The following is a 15612-nucleotide window of genomic DNA, read 5'->3' as shown; positions in this document are numbered from 1 at the left end:
CTTAGTGTCTTTGTGACTTCGTGGCAAACTAGCTAACGTAGAAGGAAGCATTCTCGACATTTATAATATCTATAGGTAGCAAAATTGTTTCCGGAATTTCTTTTCGGAATAAAAAATGCTCCACTAAAGTGCTGACTCCTAAATAAGCCTGTCTCTTTTGATTTTGATGAATTAAAAAATGAACCAATCCCTGATTTAGAAAATTTACATTCTTTTCAATTAGATCATAACCAATAAGTGCAATCTTTTTATTTTTTTGAGAAGATAGAATGGAGGCAATCTGATAGGCTTTAGAAGTTGTGATGAAAATGCCACGTAAATTTGGATTTTCATCTATAAATGCTGGAAACTTGGTTTCTATATTGGAGTATTTTAATTTTAATGTAGTTAAAGAAAAATCAGATATTTTTTTTTCGTCAAAATAATTTCTGAATCCTTTTTCTTTTTCCTGCATGTGAACCGCATTTTTAAGACTTTCATCGATATGAATGATAGCAATTTGTCCTTCTGCCAAAATTAAATTCATTAAACTAGCGGCAACACGCCCGCTTTTATATAAATCCTGCCCAACAAAACTTTTAATAGACGATGACTCAACCTGGTTATTAAAGGTATTAACTATAATTTCCAATTCGTCGTATTGCTTAATAATTTCGACAGTTTCTTTATGGAATAAAGGTGCGATCAAAACAGCATCAGGTGCTTTTTCGATTATTTTCTCGTTGGTACTTAAAAACGATTTGGTACTTTCAGGATTAAAGAAATAGGTTTCTATAATAACGCTATAGGCTTTAAATTCAGTTATGGCATCCTGAATTCCATTAACGCAGGGAAACCAATAAGGGTCAATTTCAGGATCAGGCAATAAAACACAAATACGATAAACCTTAGTGTTCTTTAAATTTCGGGCGATTAAGTTAGGCTCGTAATTAATGACGTTTAAAACTTCATTGATTTTCTCCAATGCAGTAGGAGAAACCTTTCCTCTTTTATGCAGAACGCGATCAACAGTTCCTTTAGAAACTCCTGCCATTTTTGCAATATCCTTAATTGTGTACTTCTTATCCATATGAACAAATATAGAAACTTTGTTTTAATTAATGGAAAATTTTTTGCGGGAATTCAATTGTGTGCTCGAGAACATTTATTTAGTGTGTTCGAGCACATTTTTTGTTTTTTTCTTGTTTTATAAAAATATAATATATAGTTTCGTAGAATCAAAACCGAAATTGTAAAATAAATTCATAACCAAATAACGTTGTAATTATTTGAATTACAACGTTTTAATGTAAAATTTTCAAGTGAGAAAAATTACTTCATTAGCCCCGGGTCGGACATGTCTCTTTGGAGATCATCAAGATTATTTAGGATTACCTGTTATAGCGTGTGCCATCAATCGAGAGATAAAATTAACTGCAGAAGAAAATCAGACCAATACGTTTGTTCTTAATATGATCGATATTGATGAAATTCGGGTGATAGATATTCATGCAACTTTCGAAAAATTAGAACCTCGTGATTATTTTGCCTCATCACTGCGTGTTTTACGCAGGCATGGTTGCGTACCAACTGTTGGATACAATATTACGATTACAGGAGACATTCCAATTAATTCGGGAACATCAAGTTCATCGGCTTTATTAATGGCCTGGATTCAGTTTTTAATTACAGCTTTCGGAGTTACTGATGAAGTGACATCAGAATTTATTGCCAAAATAGGATATACTTCTGAGGTTTTAGAACACGGAGAACCAGGCGGTATGATGGATCATTTTAGTATTGGAGTAGGGAATATCGTGTATATCAATACAAAAGATCCTTTTTCTTATAAGGTTATCGGAACCAATTTAAAAGGTTTAATTACGGGAGTTTCCGGAGTTCCAAAAGAAACGATTGGATTAATAGGAGAGTTAAAAGGAAATGCTTTAATGGCAATTGATATTGTAAAACAGAATTTCCCAAATTTTGATTTGAATACTTCCCAAATTGAAGATATTGATCGTTATCGAAATTGTTTGCCAGATCGATTAATTCCCTTTTTTGAAGCAGCTTTGAGAAATTATCATTATACCAAAGAAGCCCTAAAAGAGTTCGAAAAACCAGTTTTAGATCTTAAAAGAATTGGGGAATTAATGAATCAACACCATGAGATTTTACGTGATTTATTAAAAATTACAGTTCCAAGAATTGATGATATGATCAATGCAGCTTTACGCGCTGGTGCTTATGGAGCTAAAATCGTGGGCTCTGGCGGCGGCGGTAGTATTGTTGTCATTGCTGATCCTGAAAAAGAAAATAGGGTTATAGACGCTATTTTAAAAGCCGGAGCTCTCGAAGCATATTCAGTTAGCGTAGATCCCGGAGTAAGAATTATTGAAAATATTGAAATTTAAGATATAAATATGCACAACAATTTAGTTATTCTTGCGGGCGGTGCATCCTCTCGTATGAAAAAAGAAGCCGTTTTAGATAATTTATCTCCCGAAGAAATTGCGCAGGCCAACGAAAGAAGTAAAGGCTTAATTGGCGTTGGTGCCAGCGGAAGGCCTTTATTGGATTATCTTTTATTGAATGCTAAAAAAGCAGGATATATAAACATCTACATTATTATAGGAGAGCAAGGCGAGTTGTTTAAGGAGTTTTATGGAAACCATAATGAAAACAACAATTTTCACGGACTTAATATCTCATTTGCAATACAATATATTCCTCAAGGACGAGTAAAACCTTTTGGAACTGCAGATGCTTTATTTCAGGCAGTAGAGCAGTTTCCGGAATTAAATACACAGGAATATTCGGTTTGTAATAGTGATAATTTATATTCGGCGAAAGCCTTATTAGCGTTGAGAAAAACAGAAAATCCAAATGCATTTATCAGTTATGATCGTGATGCTTTAGAATTTCCTTCTGAAAGAATTTCGCGTTTTGCTATTGCCAAATTAGATCAAAATAATCAATTGTTGGATATATTAGAAAAACCAACAGCAGATGATTTAGAACATTATAAAGATGTGGAAGGAAAGATAAGAGTAAGTATGAATGCCTTTAAATTCAATGGAAGCACTTTGTATAAACATCTTAAAAATTGTCCTGTAAATCCTGAAAGAGACGAAAAAGAACTGCCGACAGTACTTTTAAATTCGGTTAAAGCAAATCCAGATACAACTATTGGAATTCCATTTTCAGAACATGTTCCTGACTTAACTGCCAAAGAAGATATTGCAGATGTCAAAGAATATCTTAAAAAATATTATCCAGTACTGGACTGGGAAGCTTAACAAATATTAACAAAAATTTCATATCTATTTTAGGGATCAGTACAACTTATTACATTACTTTTGTATTGCAAAAAAAACGCATAATATTGCGTAAAAAACGCAAACAAGTTAAAAGTGTTGATGCTAATTTAGATTGAAAACCAAAAATCTATTAAACAATCAACCCAAAAGTATTATGTCAAACATTGAAAATGCCATACAAGTAGAAAAAAGAAGTGCAATTCTTCCCATGGTTATTCTGACCGCTTTATTTTTTATTCTCGGATTTGTAACCTGGTTAAACGGGCCTTTAATTCCGTTTTTCGAATTGGCTTGCGAGCTTTCTTCTTCACAAGCTTACTTTGTAACTTTTGCCTTTTATATTGCTTATTTTGTTATGGCCGTCCCATCTTCCTGGGTAATCGAAAAGGTAGGGTATAAAAACGGAATTTCTTTAGGATTATTGATCATTGCTTGTGGCGCATTTATGTTCTATCCCGCTGCAGAAAGTCGTACTTTTTTATTGTTTTTAATAGCACTTTTTGTGATGGGAACAGGTTTGGCAATTTTGCAAACCGCTTCAAATCCTTATGTAGTTGTAATTGGCCCAAGAGAAAGCGCTGCAGCAAGAATAAGTGTTTTAGGAATTGCTAATAAACTTGCCGGATTTGTGGCACCAATCATATTAACAGCATTGGTTTTGTCTAATATGCAGGAGTTTACTGCCGATAAAATTGCGATGCTGGATTCGGTTTCAAAATCAAATGCTTTAAATTCTCTTGCATTACAATTGCAAAGACCTTATCTTTATATGGGATTGATTATTATGGTTTTAGCTTTATTAGTTAAGCTTTCTCCACTCCCGGAAATTGATTTGGATGAAGAAGGTAATATTTCAAATTTAAGCATTTTTAAACAAATTAAAAATGCATTCAGACGTCCTCAATTGGTTTTGGGAGTGATCACTTTAATGTTGTATTTGGCTGCTGAAGTTTTGGCTGGAGATTCAATTGGAGGTTTCGGAAAACAATTAGGAGTGTATGGCGATGAAGGAAATTTTTACCTAAAATTGACCTCTTTCACCATGTCGGCAATGGTTGTGGGATATATTTTAGGAATAACTTTAATACCAAAATACCTATCACAGGTAACAGCTTTAAAAGGATCTGGAATATTGGGAATCATTTTAGTTTTGGCAATTGTTATTATTTCACCTAAATTGATGATTCAGTTGCCTGGAATTCCAAATTTGCCAATTGTAATTCTTTTAGTAGCATTACTTGGTTTGGCAAATGCACTTTGCTGGCCGGCAATTTGGCCAATGGCGCTGGAAGATTTGGGAGGTTATACTAAAATTGGAAGTGCCATTTTGATTATGGGAATTATTGGAGGAGCTATTTTTCCTTTATTATACGGATTGATTACAGAAACTATAAATACATCAAATATTGCAGCCGGAACTCAGGATGTTTCAAGAAGCGGAAATCAGCTTGCGTATTTAATGTTATTGCCATCTTATATAATGATCCTTTTCTATGCAGTTAAAGGTCATAAATACCGAAAATGGTAGAATAAACTAGAGAAATTAAAAAAAAACTATATCATGTTAAAAAGTAAAATCGACAAAGCAACAGGATTCGAAAAACGATTCGAAAACATCAATACGGTTGTTTTTGAAAATTCTTCTGATGCCTCAAAAGCAGTTGCTCAGGAAATTGCGGCTTTAATTCAATCCAAACAAAAAGAGAACCAACCTTGCATTTTAGGGCTTGCAACTGGTTCTTCTCCAAAAGGATTGTATGCTGAATTGGTTCGTTTGCATAAAGAAGAAGGATTGAGTTTTAAGAATGTAATCAGTTTCAATCTGGATGAATATTATCCGATGGAACCAAACTCAATCAACAGTTATGTTCGTTTCATGAAAGAATTGCTGTTTGACCATGTCGATATTTTACCTGAAAACGCTCACGTTCCGGACGGACTTTTAACAAAAGAACAAATCGCAGATTATTGCCATGATTATGAAGCTAAAATTGAAGCTTTAGGTGGAATCGATTTGCAGATTCTGGGAATTGGAGGAAACGGACATATTGGTTTTAACGAATCGGGTTCACTTCAAAACTCTAAAACACGTTTAGTGGCTTTGGACCATATTACGAGAGTTGCGGCAAGCAAAGATTTCTTCGGATTGAGTAATACGCCAAGAACAGCGATAACACTTGGAGTTAAAAAGATCATGGAAGCCAAACAAGTTATTTTGATGGCTTGGGGAGAAGGAAAAGCAAATATTGTTAAAAAATCTGTAGAAGATGAAGTGACGAATCGAGTGCCCGCTTCATTTTTGCAAGAGCATAATAACGCCGTTTTTATTTTAGACAAAGAAGCTTCTTCAAAATTAACGAGAATCAACAAACCTTGGCTGGTAGAAAAAGTAATCTGGACTGATAAATTGATCAGAAAAGCAGTTCTAGGATTGGCGCTTCAGCTTAAAAAACCAATTTTAATGCTGACCGATGCTGATTATATCGAACACGGAATGAGTGATTTATTGGCTGATTCTGGTCCCGCTTACGACATCAACATCAAAATCTTCAATAAACTTCAAAATACAATTACTGGCTGGCCGGGCGGAAAACCAAATGCCGACGATTCAAACAGACCAGAAAGAGCAGAACCGGCTAAAAAACGTGTCCTGATTTTCAGTCCGCATCCAGATGATGACATTATCAGTATGGGAGGAACTTTCATGCGTTTGCAGGAGCAGGGACATGAAGTGCATGTGGCGTATCAAACTTCTGGAAATATCGCTGTAGCGGATGATGAAGCCCTTCGTTTTGCAAGATTCGTGATTGATTATAACGAAAAATTCGGAATCAAAAGTGCAGAAGCAGATAACATTTATCAGAAAGCGGCAACTTTTTTAACCAATAAAAAGAACAGCGAAATTGATATTCCGGAAGTTCGTTACATCAAAGGATTAATCAGAAAAGGAGAAGCAAGGGCAACAAGTCATTTTGTTGGATTGACCGATGATCAGATTCATTTTATGGAATTACCATTTTATGAAACAGGAACTATTGAAAAGAAACCTATCGGACCGGAAGATATTCAATTAACAGTTGATTTAATTGAAAAAATAAAACCACATCAAATCTACGCAGCCGGAGATTTAGCAGATCCACACGGAACACATAAAGTATGTCTGGATGCTATTTTTGAAGCGGTAAAAGCATTAAAACCAAAATCATTCATGGATGATTGCTGGTTATGGTTATACAGAGGCGCTTGGCAGGAATGGGGAATTGATGAAGTGGAAATGGCAGTACCAATGAGCCCGGATCAGGTTTTAGCAAAACGCCAAGGAATCTTCAAACACCAATCTCAAAAAGACGGTGTTGTCTTTCAGGGAACCGATGCCAGAGAATTTTGGCAAAGAGCCGAAGACAGAAATGCAGAAACAGCTGATTTGTACCAACAGTTAGGTTTGGCAACTTATGCCGCCATGGAAGCTTTCGTGAGATGGCATTATTGAGATTCTGAGTTGCTGAGATACTAAGATACTAAGTTCTTTTAGCTCTTAAAATATTAGCCAATAATTTTCACTAATTAAATTCGAGTTAATTCGGGCAATTCGTGGCGAAAAAATACACACAGATTATAAAATCATTTTAATCCTTTTAATCTGTGGCAAAAAATTATAGCTTTGTACCAACAAGAAGCAAGAAAGAGAATAAATCTATATTCTTTTCTCTTGCTTCTTTCTTCTTAAAAAAATGGAACAAGACAAAAAACTTCTTATAAAATTAGCACACACCAAAATGCCTTTCGGGAAATACGAAGGACGTTTTCTAATCGATTTACCTGAATATTATGTGGTTTGGTATCAAAATAAAGGTTTTCCTAAAGGCGAATTAGGACAGCAATTGCAGCTTATTTATGAGTTAAAACTAAATGGTTTGGAAGAATTGATCCGAAATATTAAAAAACAATATCCGAAACCGTAAAAAATAGTAGGAAAAATCTTTTGCTATTTCATTTTTTTTATTTAAGTTTGAAATACAAAAATATTATAATTTTTTAAAACAAATTGATACCACAGAATTCAAGCCTGAATTTATAAATGTGTACAAGTCAATGTTTTTAAATTATAATATTTTTTTTTATGCCTAAACTTACCTTTCGCTCCCTTTTCTTTATTGGTGTAAACAATGTCTTTAGTGATTATTGTTTTTTAAAAACTGGATCATGAGATTCATAGAAAAATTACAAGATTTAAAAATAATGAAATTAAAGCTTTTATTGTTTTTAATCCCTCAAATCTGTATTTCACAAAGTGACACAATAAACCAATTAATGATTGACGGAGAAAAAGCATTCTTGGAAAATAATTTTTTGTTGGCAAAAGAAATCTATACAAAAGCGACAGATATTAATGCAAAAAATAAAGATTGCTGGTTTAATTTAGCAGCTTCAGAATTAAAATTAGAAGAAAACAATAATGCGTGTGAACATTTCTATCAGGCTTATTTACTAAATGATGGAGAAGCATTAAAAGTCATTAAAGAAAACTGCCCCGATTTTAGAAACGGTTCAATAATGTCACTAAATGAAGTGGAAGAAAAAACCAAATTTATTTATGGAAAAAAAGAGTACCTGCTTATTGTAGACAATACTTTAAATCCAAAATATAGTAGTATCTTATTGAGAAGACTTAAATTTTCTACCATTATGTCGAAATATAAAGGAAGAATATTTGTTCAATTTCAAATTAACAAATCGAATACTTTAGATACAAAAATAGTAAGCATTAGTGGAGATCAAAAAGAAGCAGAAATTATAAAGAAAGAAATATTGTCAATTTTAAATAATTTATTCACTTATGTTTCAGCTAAAAATAATGGAGTAAATGTTGATTTGTGGGATAAATGCTCTCTAATTCTTAACTTCTTAATGGTACCTTAACTATAGAAGGTAAGTTTTTTTTGGATTTAAATGATATGTTTGAAAAACCATTAGTTTGTGTATATTTTATGAATATTACAAAACAATATTACAAGACTTTAAAATACATTCTTCAAAAAAATCTTTATTAAAAGTTAAAATTATCGATTACAAAACTATATAATCATTCTGTTTAAAAATTTGCAAATTATCTCATTCTCTTATTGACAAATTATCTAATTAAATTTGTACTTTTGCCAAGTTTTTTACACAACTACAATACAAACAACAACAGAATGAATCAAACAAAATATATTTTTGTTACAGGCGGTGTGACTTCTTCATTAGGAAAAGGAATTATCGCGGCATCTTTAGCAAAATTGTTACAAGGAAGAGGATACCGTACAACTATTCAAAAATTTGACCCGTATATAAATGTAGACCCGGGAACATTAAATCCGTACGAACATGGAGAATGTTATGTAACAGATGATGGTGCTGAAACTGATTTAGATTTAGGTCACTACGAGCGTTTTTTAAACGTTCCTACTTCTCAGGCAAATAACGTTACTACAGGAAGAGTTTATCTTTCAGTTATTGAAAAGGAAAGAAGAGGGGAATTTTTAGGAAAAACGGTTCAGGTTGTTCCTCATATTACAAACGAAATAAAAGACAGAATGCAATTGCTGGGTAAATCTGGTGATTATGATATTGTTATTACTGAAATTGGTGGAACTGTTGGTGATATTGAGTCTTTACCTTATATTGAGTCTGTTCGTCAGTTGGTTTGGGAGTTAGGTGAAAATAACGGAATTGTTATTCATTTAACATTGGTTCCTTATTTGGCTGCTGCAGGTGAGTTAAAAACGAAACCAACACAGCACTCTGTAAAAACTTTGATGGAAAGCGGTATCAAAGCTGATATTCTGGTTTGTAGAACAGAGCACGAACTTTCAGATGAGTTGCGTAATAAATTAGCATTATTTTGTAATGTAAAAAGAGAAGCTGTAATTCAGTCTATTGATGCTTCAACAATATATGAAGTGCCAAATTTGATGCTTGAAGAAGGATTAGATGTTGTGGCTTTGAAAAAATTAGATTTACCTAAAAAAGCAGCTCCGGATTTAAAAAACTGGAATACTTTTTTACGCAGATTGAAAAATCCAAAACATACTGTAAATATTGGTTTGATTGGAAAATATGTAGAAATGCAGGATTGTTACAAATCTATTTTAGAGGCGTTTATTCATGCAGGCGCTGCTAATGAGACTAAAGTAAATGTAATCTCTATACATTCAGAGCATATTAATATTGATAATGTTGAAGAAAAATTAGGCCCTCTTGATGGAGTTTTAGTAGCTCCTGGTTTTGGTGAAAGAGGAATTGAAGGAAAAATCGAAGCAGTTCGTTTTGCACGTGAAAATAATATTCCGTTTTTCGGAATTTGTTTAGGAATGCAAATGTCTGTTATCGAATATTCAAGAAATATTTTAGGTTACACGGAAGCGAATTCTACAGAGATGAATGATAAAACAAAACATCCTGTGGTGAATTTAATGGAAGAGCAAAAAACAATTACGGACAAAGGAGGAACAATGCGTCTTGGAGCTTGGAAGTGCGATATTAAGCCAAACTCATTAGCACATAAAATCTACGGTCAAAAAACTATTTCGGAGCGTCACCGTCACCGTTATGAGTATAATAATAAATATAAAGATGAATTGCAGAAAGCAGGTTTAATTGCTTCTGGAGTAAATCCTGATACTGGTTTGGTAGAAATTATAGAACTTGAAAATCATCCGTTTTTCATAGGAGTTCAATACCATCCTGAATACAAAAGTACTGTTGCAAACCCACATCCTATTTTCGTAAATTTTGTGGCTGCTGCTGTAAATGCGCATAAAAAATAATATTAATATTCTAAAAAGGATGTAACGTTTGAGTCTAACTCACAACTAATAGCCTTTAACGAATAACTTTTTTAAATTATAATGGAAGAAAAAAAATTTGATCTTAATTCAATCATTGGTTTTGTATTGATATTCGGAATTCTGATTTGGATTATGTACCAAAATCAGCCTTCTGATAAGGAAATTGCCGCTGAAAAAGCCAAGAAAGAATTAGTAGCGAAGCAAGAAGCTCAGGCTAAAGCAGATAAAACCAAAACAGCCGTTTTACCTGTTGCTACTACTGCTGCAACACCAGGCGATACAGTTCAATTGTCAAACCTGCAAAAAACTTTAGGTGGTTTTGCTTATTCTGCTACACTTCCTTCTGCCAAAGAAGGTTTTACAACTATTGAAAACGAAAAGATTAAACTAAAAATCGCAAATAAAGGTGGTTATATAGTTGAAGCTACTCTTAAAGAATTTGAGAAATTTCATAAAGGTTCTGGACAATTGGTAGAATTGATTAAAGACAATAATTCAAATTTAAATATTCAGTTACAAACAACGGATAACAGGACTTTAAACTCTAAAGATTTGTTTTTTGAGCCAACACTAACGAAAAATGGTGCTGATCAAATTTTAACAATGCGCTTGAAGGCAGGTGCTAACGAGTTTTTAGAATACAAATATGTATTAAAAGCAGACGACTATTTGGTTGGTTTTGATATTCGTTCTCAAGGATTGAATAAAGTTTTAAACTCTTCTAAACCATTAGATTTACAATGGGATTTAAGAACATATAGAAATGAAAAAAGTATTTCTTATGAGAATCGCTATGCAGAGATAAACTATGAATATGGAGATGAAAAGTATAGCTATGTAAATCACACTGGGCAGGGGAAAATAGAAAACCCTGAAAAATTAAGTTATGTTGCTTTTAAACAACACTTTTTTACCACTATTTTATCTACAGAAAAACCATTTGAAACATCTAAATTACAATCTGATGATTTAGTTAAAGATGAAAAGATTGATACTGTTTTTACAAAACAATTTAGAGCAACTGTTCCTTTAGCCTTTACAAATGGAGAAGTTGATTATAAAATGAGTTGGTATTTTGGCCCATCTGATTATAAAGTATTAAAATCATACGATAAAAACTTCGAAAAAATCATTCCATTAGGATGGGGAATTTTCGGTTGGATCAACAGATGGATTTTTATTCCATTATTTGGATTCTTAAGTTCAACAATTGGATTGTCATTAGGAATTGCAATTATTATCTTTACTATTCTTATCAAATTGGCTATGTCGCCAATTACATATAAATCATTCTTGTCGCAGGCTAAAATGAAAGTTTTGCGTCCTGAAATTACAGAGTTGGGAGAAAAATTCAAAAAAGACCCAATGAAGAAACAACAGGAAACAATGAAACTTTACAACAAAGCAGGAGTAAACCCAATGGCAGGATGTATCCCGGCATTGATACAGCTTCCTTTTATGTATGCATCATTCCAATTCTTCCCATCAGCTTTTGAGTTAAGACAAAAAGGTTTCCTTTGGGCAGATGATTTATCTTCTTTTGACTCGGTGGTAAAATTACCATTCACTATTCCATTGTATGGAGATCATATTAGTTTGTTCCCAATTTTGGCAGCAATTGCAATTTTCTTTTATATGAAAATGACATCTGGTGACCAACAAATGGCAGCGCCTCAACAAGAAGGTATGCCTGATATGGCAAAAATGATGAAAATTATGATTTATGTTTCGCCGTTAATGATGTTAATTTTCTTCAATAGTTATGGTGCAGGTTTGAGTTTGTATAACTTTATTTCGAACTTAATTACAATTGGAATTATGTTTGTAATCAAAAATTATATTGTTGATACAGATAAAATTCACACCCAGATTCAGGAGAACAAATTAAAAGAGCCTAAAAAACAAAGCAAGTTTCAACAACGTCTTCAAGAGGTAATGGAACAACAAGAGGCTGCAAAAGGTCAAAACAAAAAGAAATAATACATTAAAAAATCTCGATTTATCGGGATTTTTTATTTTTATAATATACTTTATCAAAAGCATTTTCGTTAAAGCTTAAAATTGAATTTAATATGATTTATAAAAAAATAATAATCGGATTACTTTTTTTAAATACCTTTTTAATTTCGGCGCAAGAAGTCAATAAACTGGATGCTAACGGAAAAAAAGACGGAGTATGGAAAGGAACTTACGAACTTTCAAAACGCCCGCGTTATGAAGGGACTTTTAGCCACGGAAAAGAAACCGGACTTTTTAAGTTTTTTGATGACACCAAAAAAGGTGATATTGTAGCAACACGTGATTTTTCAGCTAATAATGGAAGCTCGTATACTATTTTTTACGATCAGAATAAAAACAAGGTAAGCGAAGGAAAAGAAGTGGGAAAAGCTCGTGAAGGGGAATGGAAATACTACCATAAAGCTTCAAAAGTTGTTATGACACTTGAAAATTATAAAAATGGAAAGCTGGAAGGTGTAAGATCAGTTTTTTATCCGGATTCTAAAATTGCAGAAGAAATGATGTATAAGAATGGTTTAAAAGAAGGAACGTATAAAAAATACGGTCAAAACGCATTACTCTTAGAGCAAAGTACCTATAAAAATAATGAATATAACGGAGAAGCTGTTTTTTACGACTCTGATGGTGTAATGGCCTCTAAAGGGAAATTCCTAAACGGAAAGAAAGTTGGAATGTGGCAATTTTATCTAAAAGGAAAATTGACGAAAGAAGTAAATATGAGTGATCCGAAAAGTAATTATAAAGCAGACTCAAAACCTAAAATGGAATAGTAATAATACACAAATTACGGGTGTAATTCGTGGTAACTTTTTTTAAATTCGATTCAAAATATCAAAAAAGAAAAATTAGTGGCAAACTTTTTTCTAAATTTGATTTGCTAATACTTTGAGTAAATGGATTTAAACGAACTTACCGGGCGGTTTTTATTATTGTTTTTTTCAATTTTGATTTTGTATTTTTTCTCAAACAGAAAAGATAATGAAACCATAAATCCATTGATGGTTATTGTTGGTCTTTGTACTTTCTCATTGTGTTATTTATTTACAAAAATCGAGATTGGAGTAGGGATCGGTTTTGGGCTATTTGCGATTTTCTCCATTTTGAGATTCAGGACGCAATCTTTTACCGTAAATGCGATCATTTTTCTCTTTGCTACAATCACGCTTTCTATTTTAGATATTATGTATCCGTTTGAAAAGATTGAAGTGTTATTGTTCTTTCAAATAATTATTATTGGATTTTACATTTTTGCTTCAATTTTAGTCAATAAAAAAGCGTCTAAATATTTGAATATTGTTGATATTAAAATTCCTTTAGAAGGAGATTTTTCATTAGAGAATCATAGGATTCGAAAATCAATTCAGCAGAAAATAAATGTTGACGATTTTGATTTTAAAATCATTCTGATCAACACGGTTTCTAATGAAATAGATTTACAGGTTTTTTATTAATTATTCATTAAATGGCCTAACTTGTTTGATGTATAAATCTCTATTTTCTCCCACAATTTTAAATTCAATATCAACTGCATTTAGTCTGTTTTTTTTCCAATAGCGATTCATTTGGATTTCTATTTTTTGGCTAACAGAATTGAGCCTGATCATTTCTTTTCTACTTAATAAAGGTTCATTTTTGTTTAGATTAGAATTGGATGTGTAATCGACATTAAAATCTTCATCAGTTGTTTTTTCGTGCGTCAGGTAATAAGCTGTGAATTGTTCGCAAATTTCTCCTTTTTCAGGTTTAACTACTGAATTTTCTCCTTTTTGAATATTAACGGTAATACCTGGGAAATTTTTTCTAAAGATGTTTTGTGTAATGATTACACCGTTAGCCAATTCATCTGGAAAAGAGCGATGCACTAAAACGCCCATAGCAATAGTTTTTTGATCAATATTAAAAAGCTCCCTTTCATTGTAAGAACCTTCATTCCAGACACTGGCCCAAACTTGCTTAATTGCTTTTTCGAAGGTTTTAATACTGTCGCCCAGAATTCCGGTTTTTGAATCGTATAATCCAGCACCATTAAAATCATCCAAATCTTCTGCATTGGTTGACGATCTGAATCTGAAATTTTTAAATGCTGCATTTTTAAAAGTTTGATTTAGTTTTGCAATTAATTCAGGATTGATTGGTTCCTTTTTAATAGCATCCCGAATTTTTTTTAATTGATGATTGATCCAAACCGCCGAATCTTTATGCGGATAAGCCAACAATTCATTTATTAAAAGTGAAATGGATTTCTTCTGAATGTGTTCCGTATAAAAATAAAAGGGAATTGCATGTGCATTTTCCGGAGTTTTAAATGGGACATCTTTTGAAATATCTTTTGAAATTGCAATTAAATACGCCAAATTTTGTGCTTTAGAACCTATGGAATTTACGCCTTTTTTAGGTATTAAATTCAAATCAAGCAAATCTGCAATGCTGTTATCAATAGTCAACTGCTTCTTTTTGGAAGTGGTTTTTACGCTTATTTTTTTGGTTGTTTCTTTGATGTAAAAAGTATCAATTTCAATTTTTAATTCTACTTTCTTAGAAATTAATCTTTTGATATTATTATCTTTAAAAACGCTTGTGTACGCCATAATCGGAATCTTTCTGTTTTTACCTAAAAGCACTAAATGGCTTAAAGGTGTCTGAAGTTCATTCACAATTATTCCTCTTACATCTGGCAGAATATCAGGTGTTCCATCCAAAATTATGATTTCATCAGTCTTTGGTTTTGTGGTTTCCAAATCCTTTATTTTATATTGTTTTAAGATGCCAACTGTACTTCCTGAAACGACTTCCTGATAGGTGATATTATTAAAAATATAATCGGATTTCACACAGGGGATTTTGAATTTGTTTTGTTGAAACCATTCCATTTTTTCGGGATTGTTTAAATAAAATTTTAAATCAGGGCCAATGAAACTTGACTTTAAAACTAAATTATAAAAGTTTTCAATTAATGGAATTGGCATACGATCCGAAGCTGCTAATTCGAAAATCCATTTTTCAGTTCCTTTAATATGATTCAGATTTCCTAATAAATAATCCCGGTTTTTTTCAGTATCGCTATAATTATCCTTGTTAAAGATTTCTACTTCCTTGTCATACCCTAAATAGTCGATTACAAAATCATAATGATGTGAAATCAAACTACTATTGAAATAATACATTTTTTTTGTTCGCAGATCGTAAACAATTTTTACTGATTCGATATTCGAAAACTTATCAGATAAAGGTTTGCCTTTAAATGCTTTGTAAGCTTCGTAATTAGGCAAAGTAGCGCTGTATCTTTGCGCACTCAAAGAGGTAATTAGAAAGAGAAAAATAAAGCTGTAAACAAATTTTTGCATGACATTTTTATTGATGATTAAAAGTAATTAAAAAAAACGATAGGTTTTGTCTACTGCAGGATTATATAAACTAATCAAAACTGCTATAATTATCTATATTTTGGCTTACCTTTGCACCCT

12 protein-coding genes are annotated in these 15612 nt (G+C 32.3%); 10 read left to right on the top strand and 2 right to left on the bottom strand.

All coding sequences use genetic code 11. The features are described 5' to 3' along the window. Positions 1-28 precede the first annotated feature (28 nt). Positions 29-1069, bottom strand: a complete 1041-nt coding sequence (locus tag AC6CH4_RS17865; RefSeq protein ID WP_498105332.1) for a LacI family DNA-binding transcriptional regulator — start codon at positions 1067-1069, stop codon at positions 29-31. Positions 1070-1301: 232 nt separating this feature from the next. Between AC6CH4_RS17865 and AC6CH4_RS17860 the strand changes: the two genes are divergently transcribed. From AC6CH4_RS17860 to AC6CH4_RS17815, 10 genes are all read left to right on the top strand, one after another. Then, complete coding sequence (locus AC6CH4_RS17860; protein WP_498105330.1) at positions 1302-2393, top strand: GHMP family kinase ATP-binding protein; 1092 nt, start codon at positions 1302-1304, stop codon at positions 2391-2393. A 9-nt stretch (positions 2394-2402) separates the two neighbouring features. After that, entirely contained in the window at positions 2403-3278 is an 876-nt protein-coding gene (locus AC6CH4_RS17855; protein ID WP_498105328.1) for a sugar phosphate nucleotidyltransferase, read from the top strand. A 175-nt stretch (positions 3279-3453) separates the two neighbouring features. Continuing rightward, complete coding sequence (locus AC6CH4_RS17850; protein ID WP_498105326.1) at positions 3454-4827, top strand: sugar MFS transporter; 1374 nt, start codon at positions 3454-3456, stop codon at positions 4825-4827. Between the two features lie 33 nt (positions 4828-4860). After that, the gene (gene nagB, locus AC6CH4_RS17845; protein ID WP_498105324.1) at positions 4861-6789 is read left to right on the top strand and encodes a glucosamine-6-phosphate deaminase; all 1929 of its coding nucleotides are present in this window, start codon (positions 4861-4863) and stop codon (positions 6787-6789) included. 241 nt (positions 6790-7030) lie between these two features. Continuing rightward, positions 7031-7261: a DUF3820 family protein gene (locus AC6CH4_RS17840; protein ID WP_057122382.1), complete on the top strand. Its 231-nt coding sequence runs from the start codon at positions 7031-7033 to the stop codon at positions 7259-7261. 277 nt (positions 7262-7538) lie between these two features. Continuing rightward, complete coding sequence (locus tag AC6CH4_RS17835) at positions 7539-8219, top strand: hypothetical protein (RefSeq protein ID WP_498105322.1); 681 nt, start codon at positions 7539-7541, stop codon at positions 8217-8219. A 275-nt stretch (positions 8220-8494) separates the two neighbouring features. Further along, a complete protein-coding gene (pyrG, locus tag AC6CH4_RS17830; protein WP_498105320.1) occupies positions 8495-10108 on the top strand; it encodes a CTP synthase in 1614 nt (537 codons plus the stop codon). Between the two features lie 81 nt (positions 10109-10189). Next, on the top strand, positions 10190-12109 hold the full coding sequence (gene yidC, locus AC6CH4_RS17825; protein ID WP_498105318.1) for a membrane protein insertase YidC: 1920 nt from the start codon (positions 10190-10192) through the stop codon (positions 12107-12109). Positions 12110-12201: 92 nt separating this feature from the next. Then, entirely contained in the window at positions 12202-12918 is a 717-nt protein-coding gene (locus AC6CH4_RS17820) for a toxin-antitoxin system YwqK family antitoxin (RefSeq protein ID WP_498105316.1), read from the top strand. Between the two features lie 123 nt (positions 12919-13041). Then, a complete protein-coding gene (locus AC6CH4_RS17815; RefSeq protein ID WP_498105314.1) occupies positions 13042-13599 on the top strand; it encodes a DUF4956 domain-containing protein in 558 nt (185 codons plus the stop codon). On the opposite strand, the gene AC6CH4_RS17810 is transcribed toward AC6CH4_RS17815, so the two are convergent. After that, complete coding sequence (locus AC6CH4_RS17810; RefSeq protein WP_498105312.1) at positions 13600-15492, bottom strand: PEP/pyruvate-binding domain-containing protein; 1893 nt, start codon at positions 15490-15492, stop codon at positions 13600-13602. Positions 15493-15612: the final 120 nt, after the last annotated feature.

This window comes from Flavobacterium sp. GQ95 (assembly GCF_059758655.1).
This window is presented reverse-complemented; position numbering and strand designations above follow the sequence as displayed.